The following is a 15,979-nucleotide window of genomic DNA, read 5'->3' on the forward strand; positions in this document are numbered from 1 at the left end:
CGCGGGTTCTGCACCGCGGACGGTGGGCCGGTGGCTGCGGGAGGGCCGCCACTGGGGCAACACCCCCGTCCACGGTGCAGAACCGACGTCCTGAGGCCCCGCGTCCGGCGGAAGCCTCAGCCCTTGAGCCACTCCGGCTCGGGCAGGCGGGCGCGGTCCAGTTTGCCGCTGGCGTCGAGCGGGAGTTCCTCGATCGGGATCAGATCGGCCGGGACCAGGTAGATCGGAAGTTCCTTGGTGAGTTCGAGCAGTAACCGCGCCAGTACCGCGGGGTCGCTGTCCTCCAGGACGACGTACCCGATCAGGCAGGTGTCGCCGGCCGGATCCGTGTTGGCCACCACGACCGCGTCCACCACTCCGGGCAGGTCGGCGAGCACGTATTCGGTCTCACCCGGCTCCACCCGGTGACCACGGATCTTCACCTGGTCGTCGACCCGGCCGAGGTAGTCGAGCGTGCCGTCGGCCCGCCAGCGCCCGAGATCCCGACTGCGGTAGAGCCGCCCACCCGGATGCGCCGGGTCGTCGACGAACGCCGCCTCGGTCTCGTCCGGCCGCCCGAGGTAGCCCTGGGCAACGGATGCACCACCCAGATGGATCTCGCCGATCGCACCGACCGGGACCGGGCGGAGCGCCTCGTCGAGCAGCCGGACCACCACGCCGTCGATGGGCCGCCCGATCGACGGCCGCTCCTCGGCCGGGTCGACCTGATGAATCGTGGTCACCACCGACGCCTCCGTCGGCCCGTACTCGTTGTAGAGCAGGCAGTCGGGGTGCGCCGCCAGGAACTCCTTGATCCCGTGCGTCAGCACCATCGCCTCGCCGCCCGCGACGATCTCCCGGAGCGCGGGCAACTTCGGCAGCTCGGGCATCGTCGCCAGCAGCGCGGTCAGCGGGGTGAACGTCATGAACAGCCGTTCGACCTCGTACTTCGTCAGCGCCGCGACCACCTCGTCCGGGTCGTAGCGGTCGTCCTCGCCGATCACCACGAGCGCCGCGCCGGAAGCAAGCGCGGTGAACAGCTCCTGCACGTGGACATCGAAACCGAACGAGGTCCACTGCAGCGTCCGCAACGAGCGCCTCGTCCGCAGGTAGTGCCGAACCAGGTTGACGGGGCCGCGATGCGGTACCGCGACGCCCTTCGGGTTGCCGGTCGAGCCGGACGTGTAGATGCAGTAGGCAACATCATCGGCCGCGGCGCGCACCGGCGGCGCCTGCTTCGCGCGGAGATCCCCGTCGACAGCGGTCACCGGAACCAGCCGCAATCCGAGCCGATCGGCCAGCGCGGCGTCATCACCGACCAGCGCGACCGCGCCCGAGTCGGCGACCATGAACGACCACCGCGACTCCGGTACGCCCGGGTCCAGCGGGAGGTAGGCCGCACCGGACTTGAGAACGGCGAGGACGGCGATCACCAGCTCCGCACCACGAGCCACCCGTACGGCGACCAGTTGGCCCGGCTTGACGCCCAGGTCCACCAACTGCCAGGCGACCGCGTTCGACCGGCGGTTCAACTCGGCGTACGTCAACTCCCGGTCGCCCTGGATCACGGCGACCGCATCGGGTGTCCTGGCGACCTGCTGCTCGAACAACGTGTGCAAGCCGCTGAGCTCACCGGCGACCACGGCGTTCCGGCGTACGCGACCGATCGGGCCCGTCGGTGACGGTTCGCCTTCGAACTCGGCGAGGAGTACGCGGTCGGCTTCGATCGGGAGCATCAGGTCCGGGAGGCTCAATTCCGGCTCGGCGATCGCGCGCCGGAGTACGGCTTCGAGATAGTGCAGGACGCGCTCGATGGTCGCGTGATCGAACAGGCCGGACCGGTAGTCCGCAGTACAGCGGATGCCGCCGGGGTGATGCGCGAGGCGGAGGCGCAGATCGAGGTCGGGCGCCAGCTCGTCGTCACCGGGCTCGAACTCGACCAGGACCTGGAACAGCGGATCCTGCTCCAGTACGGCGAGGTCGGCGCTCGCGTGGTCGAACGCGGCGATCGTGATCTCGCCGACCCGCTGCGCGAGATCACCGAGCTGCGGTTCGCCGGACAGGTCGATGCGGAGTGGGAGCGCGCGCGGGCCCTTGGTGGGAGCGTTGCCTGCTCCGCGGAGAGCGGCCGTGCCGATGGTGATGTCGTCCTGCGCCGCGAACCGCCCGAGCACCGTGCCGACGGCCGCGAGCATCGTCATCAACGGACTGACCCGCCGCTCCCGACTGAACACGAAAATCGCGTCCCCCAGCTCGGAATCGAGCTCCAGCGATGCCGACGCCACCTCGGGCCGCGCCGCAGGCCGCGGCTGATCCGTCGGCAGCACCAGCGGCTGCGCCCCCGCCAACACCCGTTGCCAAAACCCCAGATCCGCAGCCTGCTTCTCCCCCGCGTTCTCGCCGGCACCCGCAGTCTCCGTACTCACCACAGCCTGCGCGACACTCACGTCCTTCGCGGCGAATCCCATGTTCGCCGCAGCCTGCGCGACGCTGACGTCCTTCGCGGCGAATCCCATGTTCTCCGCAGCCTGCGCGACACTGACGTCCTTCGCGGCGAATCCTATGTTCTCCGCAGCCTGCGCGAGTCCCGCGTCCTTCGCGGTGCTCGCAGTGTCCACGTTCTTTGCGGTTGGTGGGTTCTTCGTGGGGTGAGCCTTGGCCGGCTCGGCGTTCGGTTTTGCCGGCATCGCCTTTTCTTCAGCGCGGGTTCGAGCGCGCGTCTGCTGGGTGGATTCGTTGAGGAGGGCGAGTTGTTCGTGCATCAGCTTGGTGACGCCGTCGACCAGTTGACCGGCGACGCGCAGCTGCTGCGACATCAGCGCCGCCATTCCCGAACCCGGTAGATCGGCCTCACTCGTCGCCGCGGCGGCCGCGTCGACCTTCGCCGCGAGTTCGGCGAGCCCCGACCCGAGGACAGCCAGCGCCGTCCGGGAATCCTTCGCCTCAGCAGCATCCGCCTGCGCCTTCTCCGGCGCCGCCGGACGCAGCAGGTCGAGCGGATCGACCGCGCCGTCGGAAAGGTTGCGCGAGGCAACAGCCGAGGCGAGCTTGTGCGGCGTGTCCAGCTCGTCGAACAGCTCGCTCACCGCCAGCTCGACACCGAACCGCTGCCCGACCTCCTCGACAACCCGCAACATCGACAACGAATCCGCACCGAGTTCGGCGAACGTGTGATCCACCGTCACGTCGTACGGCTCGAGCCCCAACTGCTCCCCGGTCAGATCGAGTACGACGCCCAGCGAATCCCGATACCGCTCCGCCACCTCATCCGCACCACCCCCAGCCCGTCCGGCCAGCGCCGCCGCCTCGACAACCTGCCCAGCGTCATCCGACGACTCGACACCACCCGAGGCCTCCGCCTCGACTACCTGCCCGCCATCGCTCGACGACTCAGCCGCATCCGGCAACTCGACCTCGACTGCCGACTCGGCGTCGGTCAACGACTCGGCGTCGGTCAACGACTCGGCGTCGCCCGACGACTCGACACCGGCTCGCGACTCGGCGTCGTCTGCTGACTCGGGCTCGGGGTCGCCGGCCGACTCAGCACTACCCGACAGCTCGGTCACGGCCGCCGGCTCGTCGTCGTCCGACGACTCGGTGCCGGTCAGCGCTTCCGCCTGCTGCCTGGCGTCGCCCGACGGCTCGACAGCGCCTGGTGTCTCCGCCTCGACAAGCTGTCCGGCGTCGCTCGACGACTCAGCAGCGTCCGGCGACTCGGGTTCGACGGCCGGCTCGGCGTCGCTCGGCGGCTCGACATCGGGCCGCGACTCGGCGTCGTTTGCTGACTCGGAGTCGGGGTTCGCCAAGTTTTCGGTGTTCTTGGCGGTGGTCGGCGGCGTCGGGGCCGCTTTGAGTTCTGTGGGCTTGGTGGGGTGGGTGTTTTCTGCCGGGAGAGCGAACGGGGAGTGTTCCTCGGGCTCTTCGTGGGCTTGTTCGGTGAGCCCGTTGGAGCTTGGCGGGTCCAGCGGGATCTTCTTCAGTGCCGGGCGGAAACCCGCGTCGGCACCCTCGGCGCGCATGACCGGGCGCGCCGTAGTACCGAGGTCTGTTGCTCCGGGCAATGAAGGTGCCGCGGATGCCATCGACGGAGTGGTGGTGTCGACCGGGTGGTGGACGCGGCGGAACGGGTAGAGCGGCAGCGGTACGCGTCCGGCGTTCGGGTAGACCTTCGACCAGGCGATCTCGGTGCCTTGCGCGTACAGCTCGGCGAGGCCGTTCATCGTCGCGAGCACCGGGTCCTGGCCGAGTCGCTGCGCCGGAATCCAGGTGCTGTTCGGTGCGATCCGCCGGCCCGCCGGGCTCAGTACTGCGTCCGGCCCGAGCTCCAGGAACCGGCGGCACCCGGCCGCGGTCAACGCCTCCACCGCGTCACCGAACAACACCGGCTGCCGCAACTGCCCGACCAGGTAGTCGCTGTCGAGCGCCGTACCGCTTTCGAGCAGTTCACCGGACCAGCTCGACACCATCGGCATCCGCAGCGGGCGCAGCGAGATCTGCGCGACCACGTCGGCGAACTCACCGAGGATCGGATCCACCAGCGAGCTGTGGAACGCCCGATCGACATCCAGTCGCTGCCACGACACCTCGAGCCGGTCGAGCTGCTCGGCGAGCTGCCCGACGATCACCTCGGTACCGGTGAGCACGAACGACTGCGGTCCGTTGCCGGCGGCAATCTCCACGCCGGAGGACTGCGCCAGCTCGCGTACGCGGTCAGCGTCGGCACGGACCGCCACCATCGCGCCCGGCACAGTCCCGCGCTGCATGAGTTCGCCGCGCTTGGCCGTCAGCCGTACGCCGTCCGCCAGCGACAGGGCACCGGCCACGCACAGCGCGGCGTACTCGCCGACGCTGTGACCCACAACCAACGCGGGCTGCACACCGAACGACTGCCAGAGCCGCGCCAGCGCTACCTCGAAGGCGAACAGCGCGGGCTGAGCCGTCTCGGTCGGCCACACGCCTTCCGACGAGCCAGCGGGTGTCAGCAGGAGCTCCAGCAGGCTGCCGCCGAACTCCTCGGCGTACACCTTGTCGCACTCGTCCAGCACCGACCGGAAGACCGGGAACCGCGCAGCAAGCCCCGCAGCCATCCCGCGACGGGCAGCACCCTGACCGGTGAAGGCGAAGCCGAGTGGGCCGGGTCCACCGCGCGGTACGGCGACGGCTTGCGTAGTACCGAGTGCTTCGGCCAGCTCTTCTTCGGACGAGCCCGTCACAGCAACCCGATGACGGTGGGCCTGCCGGCCGAGTGCCGCAGTGTTGGCGAGGTCGATGAGGCGGTGGCCGGTGCCGTGCTCCAGGTCGACGCGGAACAGGTCGACGAGTTCGGTGAGCGCCTCGGGATCCGGCGCCGACAGCGGCAGCACGACCGGGCCGTCGTCGCCACGGCGAACCTGCCGAGGTGCTTCTTCGAGGATCACGTGCGCACTGGTGCCGCCCACGTCGAGCGCGCTGACTCCGGCGCGCAACGGCGTACCGGCTTCCCACTCGCGCAACTCGGTGCCGATCACGAACGGGCTGTTGGCGATCGGGAGTTCGGGGTCGACCTTCGTGTGGTTGATGGTCGGGACCAGCGTGCGGTGCTGCAGCATCAGCACGGTCTTGATCAGCCCGGCCATGCCGGCGGCGCTGTCGAGGTGGCCGATGTTGGGCTTGACCGAGCCGATCGTGCAGAAGCCGACCTTGTCGGTGTGCTTGCGCAGTACGGTCGCGAGTGCGCGGAACTCGCGGGCGTCCTCGACGGCGGTTCCGGTCGCGTTCGCCTCGATGTAGCTGAGCGAATCGGCTGGTACGCCGGCCTTCTCGAGCGCGTGCTCGACCAGGTCGGCCCGGTCGGTCTCGTTGCTGACCGCGGAACCACGGATCACGGCGTACACCGTGTCGCCGTCCTTGACTGCCTGGTCGAGACGCTTCAGCAGGACCGCCGCGACACCGTTGCCGCCGACGGTGCCGTCGGCTGCCGCATCGAAGACCCGGACATGCCCGGTCGGCGACAGGATCGACTCCGGGCTCGGGTGATAACCCGTTGCCTGCGGCACGTGTACTGCGGCGGCACCGGCGAGCGCGAGATCCGCGTCGCCGGACCGCAACGCCTGGCAGGCAAGGTGAACCGCCACCAGCGAAGACGACCACGCAGCCTGTACGCCGATCGCGGGGCCGGTGAGTCCGAGCCGGTAGGCGACCCTGGTGGCGAGGAAGTCGGGCGGCTGGTTCTGCTGGGTGTAGAGGTTCATCCCCGACCCGGCGAAGATGCCGATCCGGCCGGCTGCTCCGGCGTGACCGCCGTGTTCCAGCGCGTGCTGGCACACCTCGAGGAAGATCCGCTGCGCCGGGTCGGTCAGCTCGGCCTCCCGGTCGCTCAACCCGAAGAACTCCGCGTCGAACGACTCCACGTCGTCCAGCGCACCGCTCACCGCCACCAGCTCTTCGTTGCCGAAGGCATCCTTCGCGCCGCCGACCTCGTCCGGAGTGAACCGGCGCAGACTCTCCACCCCGCCGGCCAGGTTGTCCCAGAACTGCTCGAGCGTGTCCGCACCCGGGAACCGCGCGGCCAGCCCGATGATCGCGATCGGCTCGACGACCTGCTTCTTGGCCGGCTTCCTCGTCGGCTTGACCTGACTCCGCGCCTGCTCACTCGAATGCGCCGCCGCCGTACTACGGAACTCGTCCGCATGCCGCTCCAGGTAGTTGCTCAAAGCAAGAATCGACTCCTGCTCGAACATCACCGCCCGCGGAAACTCGATCCCCAGCACATCCTGCAACCGCGTATGCACCCGCACCATCGCGACGGAGTCGACGCCCAGCCCGATCAACCCGGTCCGCTCGTCAACCTCCTCACCCAACACGGCCCGGAACACCCCAACAACATCCCCCACCCAAGCGCCCGCACCCCCGGCCAAGCCCTCATCGGACCGAACCGAGACTTCCCCGGCCCGCTCTGGTACTTCACCGGCTCGGGCTGGTACTACGCCGGTTTCGTCCGGCACCTCATCGGCTCGCGCTGGTACTTCGTCGGCTTGGGCTGGTACTACGTCGGCTTGGGCTGGTACTTCGCCGGCTTGGGCTGGTACTACGTCGGCTTGGGCTGGTACTTCGCCGGCTCGTACTGGTACTTCGTCGGTTTCGGCCGGCACCTCATCGGATTCGTCCGCAGCCTCAATCGCCTCAGCGATCTCCTCATCACCTGACGCATCCGAAGCCTCGACATCCGCCGATGCGTCAACCTCCTCCGCCTCAGCCCCTTCACCGGCCGCCGGCGCGTCAGCTCCCCGCGCCACGTCAGCCGACTCGGCCCCAACCGACTCGACCATCGCCGCAGACTCGACATCGAAGTCCTCACCAGCAACCGCCAGCCCAGCACCCTCGGTCGCTTCGGTGAGTCCGGCCTCGGCAGCCGCCTCGATGGGCTCAACCTCGGCAGCCGGCTCCGTAGGTTCACCCTCGGAAGCCGCCGCGTCCACATCACCCGTCACGACCGCCAGCGCGGCCTCCGCCGGCTCAGCAGCCCCCGACGCTTCCGTGGCCTCAGCCGCGGCAGCCGGTTCGGTGGGGTCAACCTCGGCGGACGGCTCCGTAGGCTCGCCGTCGGAAGCCGGCGCGTCCACATCACCCGTCACGACCGCCAGCGCGGCCTCCGCCGAGTCCGCGATCTCGGCGCGTCCTGCAACCTCCGAGGGCTCAGCAGCTGCGGATGCGACGGCAACCGCCGGCTCAGCAGCCTTGGGTGCTTCTGTGGGCTCAGCCTCAGCAGCCGGTGCTTCTGGGGGCTCAGCGTCGGCAGCCGGTGCCTCCGCCAGCTCACCGTCGCCAATCGGCGCGTCCGCATCACTCGTCGCGGGAGCCGCCGCGGACTCCCTCGGCTCGGCGGCCTCCGTACGCTCGGTGGTCTCCGCGGCCTCGGCGGCCTCCGCCGGCTCGGCAGCTGCGGACGCGACGGGCTCCGCCACCTCAGCAGCTTCAATCGCTTCCGTAGCCTCAGCTTCGGCAGCCGGTTCGGCGGGATCCGCCTCAGCAGCCGGTGCCTCCGCCAGCTCACCCTCGGCAGCCGGTTCGGTGGGCTCGGCCTCGGCAGCGGGTTCGGTGGGCTCGGCCTCGGCAGCCGGTTCCGTTGGTTCACCGTCGGAAGCCGGTGTATCCGCCTCACTCGTCACGGCAACCGGCACAGACTCCACCGACTCGGCGGTCTTCGCAGGCTCGACACCCGCGGACGCGACGGCCTCCGCCGCCTCAGCAGCTTCGATCGATTCGGTGGGCTCATCCTCAGCAGCCGGTGCCTCCGCCAGCTCACCGTCGGCAGTCGGTTCGCTGAGCTCGACCTCGGCAGCCGGTTCCTTAGGTTCGCCGTCGGGAGCCGGCGCGGGCTCTGCCGGCTCGGCGATCTCCGCGGGCTCGACATCGGCGGATACGACGGCAGCAGCCGGATCAGTTGTCTCCGGCGCTTCCGTTGACTCACCCTCGGCGGACGGCTCCGCAGGCTCGCCGTCGGAGGCCGACGCAGGCGCCTCACTCGTCGCGGCAGCCGATGCGGGCTCCGTCGGCACAGCGGACGGATCCTCAGGCTCGCCGTCGGGGGCCGGTGCAGGCGACTCACTCGTCACGGCAGCCGATGCGGGCTCCGTCGGCTCGGCGGTCTCCGCAGGCTCGGCATCGGCGGATGCGACGGCAACAGCCGGCTCAAGAGTCTCCGGCGCTTCCATGGACTCGGCATCCGCATCCGGCTCGCTGGGCTCAGCCTCGGCGGGCGGCTCCGTGGATTCACCGTCGGGAGCCAGCTCGTTCACTTCACCCGTCACGGGCGCCTGCGCGTTCGCCTCACCCTTCACGGGCGCCTGCGCGTTCGCCTCACCCGTCGTGGGTGCCAGGTCGGACTGCGGCGGCTCGGCGGTCTCCGAGGGCTCGGCGTCCGCGGAGGTGGCGGGCGCCGGATCGGCAGTCTCGGTCGCTTCCGTGGGATCAGTGTCGGCAGCGGCCGCCTCGTCCGATGGGGCGGCCGGCTCGGAGTCGGCCGCTGGTGCGGGGGGTTCGCTGGCTGCCTCGGACGGGGTGGCTTCGGTCGGGTGAACGAACTCAGCAGGCTCGGCTGGTTCGAGGGGTGTCGTCGAGTCGGTGGGCTCTGCGGATGCGTCGGCGGGTTGGGCGCGCGTTGGGTCGACGGCGTCGTCTTCGGCCGGCTCGTTGGTGATTCCTGGTGCGGTTTCCTCTGCCGGTTGTTCGTCGGTGTCGTGGATCGGGGCCGTGGTGAAGGCGTCGACATCGGTGGGCTGTTCCGGCTCGTTCAGCTCCGGGGCAGATTGCTGCGCGGAGATGGCGTCGGCCATCTCGCGGTCGGCGGTCTCTGCGGAGTCGGCTTCCGGGTGCTCAGGTGTGGCGAGCGCAGCGGAATCGCGAGGGTCTGGCTGGGCCTGCTCCGACTGTTCCGGGGTGGTTTCGGTTGGGTGGGCGGGTTCTGGCGGGAGGCCGGCTTCTTCGGGGGTTTCTGGTGCGATCGCCTCGGTCGGGTGCTCGCCAACCGACGACCCGTCTGCCGGCGGCTCGTCGGCGTCCGCGGGGTCGATGGTTGGGGCGGCGGAGTGGCGGTTGGCGCCGAGGGTGGGGCGTTGGGGCGGGGTAGGGATGGAGTCTGCGAGGGTGCGGCGCCACGCGAGGCGGACGACCGGGAGTTCTGTTGTCTGCTCGGAGTCGTCCTCCACCCCGGCGGGGGCGCCGTACGGGGTGTTCGCGCGGAGCGGTTCGCCGTACGGGGAGCTGGGGGCGTTGAGGCTGCCGTCGATGAAGCGTTGCTTGAGCAGGGGGCGGAGGATCTTGCCGCCGGGGGTGGTCGGGAAGTGGCGGCGCGGTACGCCGACCACCTGCGCCGTCAGCTTGAGGCGGTCGTGCAGGACCGCTCGCATCGCCTCGGCAACCGCGTCGGGTGAGCCGTCCGCGGTCGGTTCGGTGGTGGCGAAGAAGATGACCAGTCGTTCGGTGCCGGACGAGGCGTCGGCGATGCCGCAGGCGGCGACCAGGCCGAGTTCGGCGCCGGGGACCGAGGCGGCGACGGTCTCGATGTCGTGGGCGTAGTAGTTCTGGCCGTTCAGGATGATGCGTTCGGAGTCGCGGCCGGTGATGACGACCTGGCCGCCGGTGATGAAGGCCTGGTCGCCGGTCGCCAGCCACTTGCGGGCCGGCCAGTTCCCGGCGGGGAAGGCGGCCCGGTCGGCGTCGGGGTTGCCGAGGTAGCCAGGCGTGACCCGGGCGGAGGCGATCTGGAGCTGGCCGATCCGGCCTTCGGGCAGTACGGCGCCGTTGGGGCCGACGATGCGCACGGTGGCGCCGGGCGCCGGCGTACCGACGGAAACCAGCGAGAGGACGCCGGGAGCTTCCGCCCGGGTCTTTCCCGGTCGAGCCACGGCGACCTTGCCGGCCGTCGTCCGCTGGTCGACCCATTCGACGACGCCGGTCGGTGGAATCCGGACGCGGTGCACGTTCGGCGTCAGCCCCGGTCGCGCGAACGTGATCCCGGTGACCGTCTCGGTCATCCCCCAGGCCGCGACGAACGTCTCCGGTACGACGCCGAAACGGTTCGTCAACCGAAGGAACTCGCTCACGACCGGCACCGTGATCTGTTCGCCGCCGCTGACCAGACTCCGCAGCGCCGACAGGTCCCAATGGCGATCGGGCTCGCCGGCGATCGCGGCGGTGACCAGCCGGTAGCCGAAGTTCGGCGCCCAGGAGTGGTTGACCCGGTGGGCGTCCATCAGGTCGAGCCAGCGGAGCGGGTTCGACAGCACCCAGTCGGTCGCGACGTGGATGTTGGTGCAGCCCGCGAACACCGGCAGCAGGTGGTAGAGCAGGAAGGCGCCGCTGTGGTCGAGCGGCAGCCAGTTCAGCGTGGTCTGGCCGGGGCGGACCGGCAGCATCGCCGGCGTACCGGCGGCGAACTCGACCAGGCCGCGATGCGTGAGCTGGATGATCTTCGGCGTCCCGGTGCTGCTGCCCGACGACATCATCAGTACGGCGACGTCGTCGGCGGCCGGCCGGTGGAACTCCGAGGTGGGCTCGTGCCCGGCCAGCGCGTCCGGATCGAGGACAGGAAGCCCGAGGTCGTCCGGCAGGTCCGACGGACGGCCGATGAGCACCGTCCAGCCGAGCAGGTCGGTCACCTTGCGCAGCCGCTCGCGCCCCTCCTCGGTCCGGTCGCCCTCGGCGGCCGGGGCCATCAGCAGCGGCCTGATGCCGCCGAGCGTGCAGGCCCAGAACGCGGCGAAGAACCCGACCGGCTCGGTGCAGTGCACGACGGCCGGATCACCAGCCCGTACGCCGTTCGCGCGCAGGCCGGCCAGGATCCGGGCGGCGAGCTCGAGCAGGGTCGGGAAGTCGAGCCGGGTCTCGCGGCCGTCCGGGCCGATCTCGACGACGCCCGACGTACTGAAGTCGCGGGCGGCCCGCAGCAGCGCGCTGGGCAGGTCGCGCGGATACCCGGCGGGGATCATCAACGCCGGCCCGGTACTGATCGCCGGCCGATCCGCCCCGTTCCTCACCATGCGAGCTCCAGGGCCGGCTCCAGGGCGAACTCCAAGGCCGGCCTCGTCAGGCCGGCACCGACGCGGCGGAGGCTGGCAGCCAGTCGGCGACCCACGGACACACGCCTCCCCCACTGGACGGAGCCGGGCTCAGGGCACACCCGTCTCGCTAGCTCTCACCGACAGAACAGGCCCCGTAAAACCGTCGATCGACGCGAGTCCGCGACCAGGCGTACCCGGTGCGTCATCGTCCGACCGACAGCCGTGAACCCTACCAGCCACAGACCGGCCTGGCAGAGCCAGTTCCTGCAGCCGAAGGTTAAGAATCAACCGGCCGACCGCTACTGGGGTCAACGAGCGTCGGCGGCTCGCGATACGCATCCACCGAAGACGTCCGCAGTACGGTCAGATCGCACCGGGAACGGAATTGAAGGTGGGCGCTGAGGGGATCGAACCCCCGACATCTTCCTTGTAAGGGAAGCGCTCTACCGCTGAGCTAAGCGCCCTGGAGCTACTACTTGCCGAACCGAGCGAGGAGTCTATCCGAGACCTGGGTGAAGTTCCGCCAAGGCCCTCAGGTAGTCGTCCGGGTCGCGTGCCTCGGAGATCGGTTTGACGATCGACCACCGGATCACCCCGGCCTGGTCGATCACGAACGTCCCGCGGGCCGCACAGCCCCGGTCGGCGTCGAAGACCCCGTACTGCGAAGCGATGGCGCCGTGCGGCCAGAAATCGCTCAGCAGGCCGAACTCGAGTCCGGTGGAGTCGGCGTACGCCCGCAGCGTGTACATCGGGTCGCAGGAGACAGCCAGGACCTCCGCGGCGGCCGCCAGGTCCGGCCGGTCGCGCAGGGCCGTCAGTTCGCTCGTGCACACCCCGCTGAAGGCATACGGGTAGAACACCAGCACGACGTCCCGCCGGCCCCGGAAGTCCGAGAGCCGGAGGGATTCGCCGTGCTGGTTGCGGGCGACGAAGTCCGGTGCCTGGCTGCCGACCCCAGGGACGGCAGCGGTCACCGGCGGATCACTTCTTGACCCGGGGCGACTTCGGCATCATCAGCTTCGTGGCCGACCAGTCCTCGGTCGGGGTCAGGCTGCTGGTCGTGGACAGTCCGGCGGTCGGTGCTGCCTCGGCGATCTCGCTGGCGTCGACGTAGCCCTCGCGGCCGACCTTGGGAGTCATCAGCCACACCACGCCGCCGGCCTTCAGGTCGGTCAGCACGTCGAAAAAGGCGTCCACCAGGTCGCCGTCGTCCTCCCGGAACCAGAGCAGAACGGCGTCGACGACCTCGTCCGTCTCCTCCCCGACGAAGGGCTCGCCGGTCAGTTCCTGGATGGCGTCCCGGAAATCGTCGTCGCAGTCGTCGTCGTAGCCGAGTTCCTGCACGACCCAGCCGCTTTCCAAGCCGAGCCGGGCGGCCATGTTCGGCTCGCCGCGCTTGCCGTCCGCGTGGTCCGCGGTCGCGCTCACGTGTCCTCCTCCGTCGTCCCCGCAGGCCCGGGGGTAGGCGTTAGTAGCAGTAGTCCATCGTGGCCTACCGCGTCGCGCAAGTATGCACGAGGGTTCCGTGACGTGTCCGGTATGCGCGTGCCGTGGACGTTCCGTGTCCGCTGCGACCGGGCCCGGGCGGGGAGAAAGTGCATCGTTGTGGATGCAAAGTAGAACGCATTCCGAACAGGTGACAGGATTGCCGGGAGGACCGACCTAGAGAGAACGGCAGGACACCGTGGCTTCCGGACACGAACCACCAGCCATCATCACCGAGGGGATGCCGACCCAGCTCCCCGACATCGACCCCGACGAAACTCGTGAATGGGTCGAATCGCTCGACGCCGTGCTGGACGAACGCGGCAAGGGCCGGGCGCGCTACCTGATGCTCAAGCTGATCGAGCGGGCCCGGGAGCGGCAGGTCGGAGTGCCGGCGCTGCGCAGTACGGACTACATCAACTCGATCCCGCCCGAGCGCGAGCCGTGGTTCCCCGGTGACGAGCACATCGAGCGGCGGATCCGGGCCTTCATCCGGTGGAACGCCGCGGTGATGGTCAGCAAGGCCAACCGCAAGGGGCTCGAGGTCGGCGGTCACATCGCCACCTACCAGTCCGCGGCCAGCCTGTACGAGGTCGGTTTCAACCACTTCTTCCGCGGCAAGGACCACCCCGGCGGCGGCGACCAGATCTTCATCCAGGGTCACGCCTCCCCCGGCATGTACGCGCGCGCCTTCCTCGAGGGCCGGCTCAGCGCCGACCAGCTGGACGGGTTCCGCCAGGAGGTCTCCCGCGGCCCGCACAAGGGCCTGTCGTCGTACCCGCACCCCCGGCTGATGCCGGACTTCTGGGAGTACCCGACGGTCTCCATGGGGCTGGCGGCGCTGGACTCGATCTACCAGGCCCGCTTCAACCGGTACCTGCACCACCGCGGCATCAAGGACACCAGCCAGCAGCACGTCTGGGCGTTCCTCGGTGACGGCGAGATGGGCGAGCCGGAGTCGCTCGGCGCGATCGGCCTGGCCGCCCGCGAGGAGCTGGACAACCTCACCTTCGTGATCAACTGCAACCTGCAGCAGCTGGACGGCCCGGTCCGCGGCAACGGCAAGGTGATCCAGGAGCTGGAGGCGTTCTTCCGCGGCGCGGGCTGGAACGTCATCAAGGTGATCTGGGGCCGCGAGTGGGACGCGCTGCTCGCGCAGGACCACGACGGCGTCCTGGTGAACAAGATGAACACCACCCCCGACGGCCAGTTCCAGACCTATTCGGTGGAGTCCGGCGACTACATCCGGAACAACTTCTTCGGCGGCGACCAGCGGCTGCAGGCTATGGTCCGGAACCTGTCCGACGAGGACCTGCGCAAGCTGCCCCGCGGCGGCCACGACTACCGCAAGGTGTACGCCGCGTTCAAGAACGCCACCGAGCACGTCGGCCAGCCGACCGTGATCCTGGCCCAGACGATCAAGGGCTGGACGATCGAGGCGCTGGAGGGCCGCAACGCGACCCACCAGATGAAGAAGCTGACCTCGGACGACCTGAAGGCCTTCCGCGACCGGCTCTACCTGCCGATCGACGACAAGGACCTCGAGGACGCCTACAACCCGCCGTACTACCACCCCGGCACCGACTCGCCGGAGCACCAGTACATGATGGAGCGGCGCAAGCAGCTCGGCGGTTTCCTGCCCGAGCGCCGGGTCCGGCCGAAGACGCTGAAGCTTCCTGGCGACGCCGTCTACAAGCCGCTCAGCAAGGGCAGCGACAAGACCCCGGTGGCGACCACGATGGCGCTCGTCCGGCTCTTCCGCGACCTGATGAAGGACCCGGAGATCGGGCACCGGATCGTGCCGATCGCCCCGGACGAGTACCGGACCTTCGGGATGGACTCGATGTTCCCGACGGCGAAGATCTACTCGCCGCACGGGCAGACCTACGAGGCGGTCGACCGCAACCTGCTGCTGTCGTACAAGGAGTCCGAGAAGGGCCAGCTGCTGCACGAGGGCATCAGCGAGGCCGGCGCGATGGGCTCGATGATCGCTGCCGGTACGGCGTACGCGACGCACGGCGAGCCGATGATCCCGTTCTACATCTTCTACTCGATGTTCGGGTTCCAGCGCACCGGCGACCAGCTCTGGGCGCTCGGCGACCAGCTCGGCCGCGGCTTCCTGATCGGCGCCACCGCGGGCCGTACGACGCTGACCGGTGAGGGTCTCCAGCACGCCGACGGGCACTCGCCGCTGCTCGCCTCCTCGAACCCGGCGGCGGTGCACTACGATCCCGGTTTCGCCTACGAGGTCGCGCACATCGTCAAGGACGGCCTGCGGCGGATGTACGGCTACGGGCTGGACGAGAAGAAGCCGTTCGGTGAGGACGTCTTCTACTACCTGACCGTCTACAACGAGCCGGTTCCGCAGCCGGCCGAGCCGGAGAACCTCGACGTGGCGGCCCTGCTCAAGGGCATGTACCGCTTCAACGAGTACGAGACGGCCGAGGGCGACGACGTACCGCGCGTGCAGCTGCTCGCGTCCGGCGTGGCGCTGCCGTGGGTCCGCAAGGCCCAGCAGATCCTCGCCGAGGAGTACTCCGTGGCCGCCGACATCTGGTCGGTGACGTCGTGGAACGAGCTGCGTCGCGACGCGATCGCCGCGGAGGAGCACAACCTGCTCCACCCCGACGAGGACGAGCGGGTGCCGTTCATCACCCAGCAGCTGAAGGACACCAAGGGCCCGGTCGTCGCGGTCAGCGACTTCATGCGCGCGGTGCAGGACCAGATCTCGCGCTGGGTGCCGAACGACTACACCTCGCTCGGGACCGACGGCTGGGGTCTGGCCGACACCCGGGCGGCCGCCCGCCGCCACTTCCACGTGGACGCCGAGTCGATCGTCGTCGCCACGCTGGAAATCCTGGCCAAGCGCGGCGACGTCAAGCGCGAGGTGGCCGCCGAGGCCGCCCGCAAGTACCGCATCGACGACCCGACCGCAGTCGCCGGCGTCAAGCAGGAAGGCGCCGGCGCCTGACGTA

At 69.7% G+C, this 15,979-nt stretch carries 4 protein-coding genes and 1 tRNA gene; 1 reads left to right on the top strand and 4 read right to left on the bottom strand.

The window, feature by feature from the left end; all coding sequences use genetic code 11:
- Nucleotides 1-116: 116 nt before the first annotated feature.
- The 4 genes from EV138_RS04060 to EV138_RS04075 all read right to left on the bottom strand — a co-directional run bounded on the left by EV138_RS04060 (nucleotide 117) and on the right by EV138_RS04075 (nucleotide 12,947).
- A complete protein-coding gene (locus EV138_RS04060; RefSeq protein WP_133977094.1) occupies nucleotides 117-11,498 on the bottom strand; it encodes a non-ribosomal peptide synthetase/type I polyketide synthase in 11,382 nt (3,793 codons plus the stop codon).
- Nucleotides 11,499-11,911: 413 nt separating this feature from the next.
- Nucleotides 11,912-11,983 (bottom strand) — tRNA-Val (locus tag EV138_RS04065).
- Nucleotides 11,984-12,016: 33 nt separating this feature from the next.
- Nucleotides 12,017-12,493 carry a peroxiredoxin gene (locus EV138_RS04070; RefSeq protein WP_133977095.1) on the bottom strand — a complete coding sequence of 159 codons (477 nt, stop codon included), beginning with the start codon at nucleotides 12,491-12,493 and terminating at the stop codon, nucleotides 12,017-12,019.
- 7 nt (nucleotides 12,494-12,500) lie between these two features.
- Nucleotides 12,501-12,947, bottom strand: a complete 447-nt coding sequence (locus tag EV138_RS04075; RefSeq protein WP_133977096.1) for a DUF3052 domain-containing protein — start codon at nucleotides 12,945-12,947, stop codon at nucleotides 12,501-12,503.
- A gap of 298 nt (nucleotides 12,948-13,245) precedes the next feature.
- On the opposite strand from EV138_RS04075, the gene aceE reads away from it, so the two are divergent.
- On the top strand, nucleotides 13,246-15,975 hold the full coding sequence (aceE, locus tag EV138_RS04080; protein ID WP_238158398.1) for a pyruvate dehydrogenase (acetyl-transferring), homodimeric type: 2,730 nt from the start codon (nucleotides 13,246-13,248) through the stop codon (nucleotides 15,973-15,975).
- The last annotated feature ends 4 nt before the right edge of the window (nucleotides 15,976-15,979 follow it).

It is taken from the genome of Kribbella voronezhensis (assembly GCF_004365175.1).
Taxonomy (GTDB): Bacteria; Actinomycetota; Actinomycetes; order Propionibacteriales; family Kribbellaceae; genus Kribbella; species Kribbella voronezhensis.

What these genes read in the sequence shown, in the direction of transcription:
- EV138_RS04060 (WP_133977094.1), bottom strand. Translation starts at nt 11,498, where the DNA reads ATGGTGAGGAACGGGGCGGATCGGCCGGCGATCAGTACCGGGCCGGCG.
- aceE (WP_238158398.1), top strand. Translation starts at nt 13,246, where the DNA reads ATGCCGACCCAGCTCCCCGACATCGACCCCGACGAAACTCGTGAATGG.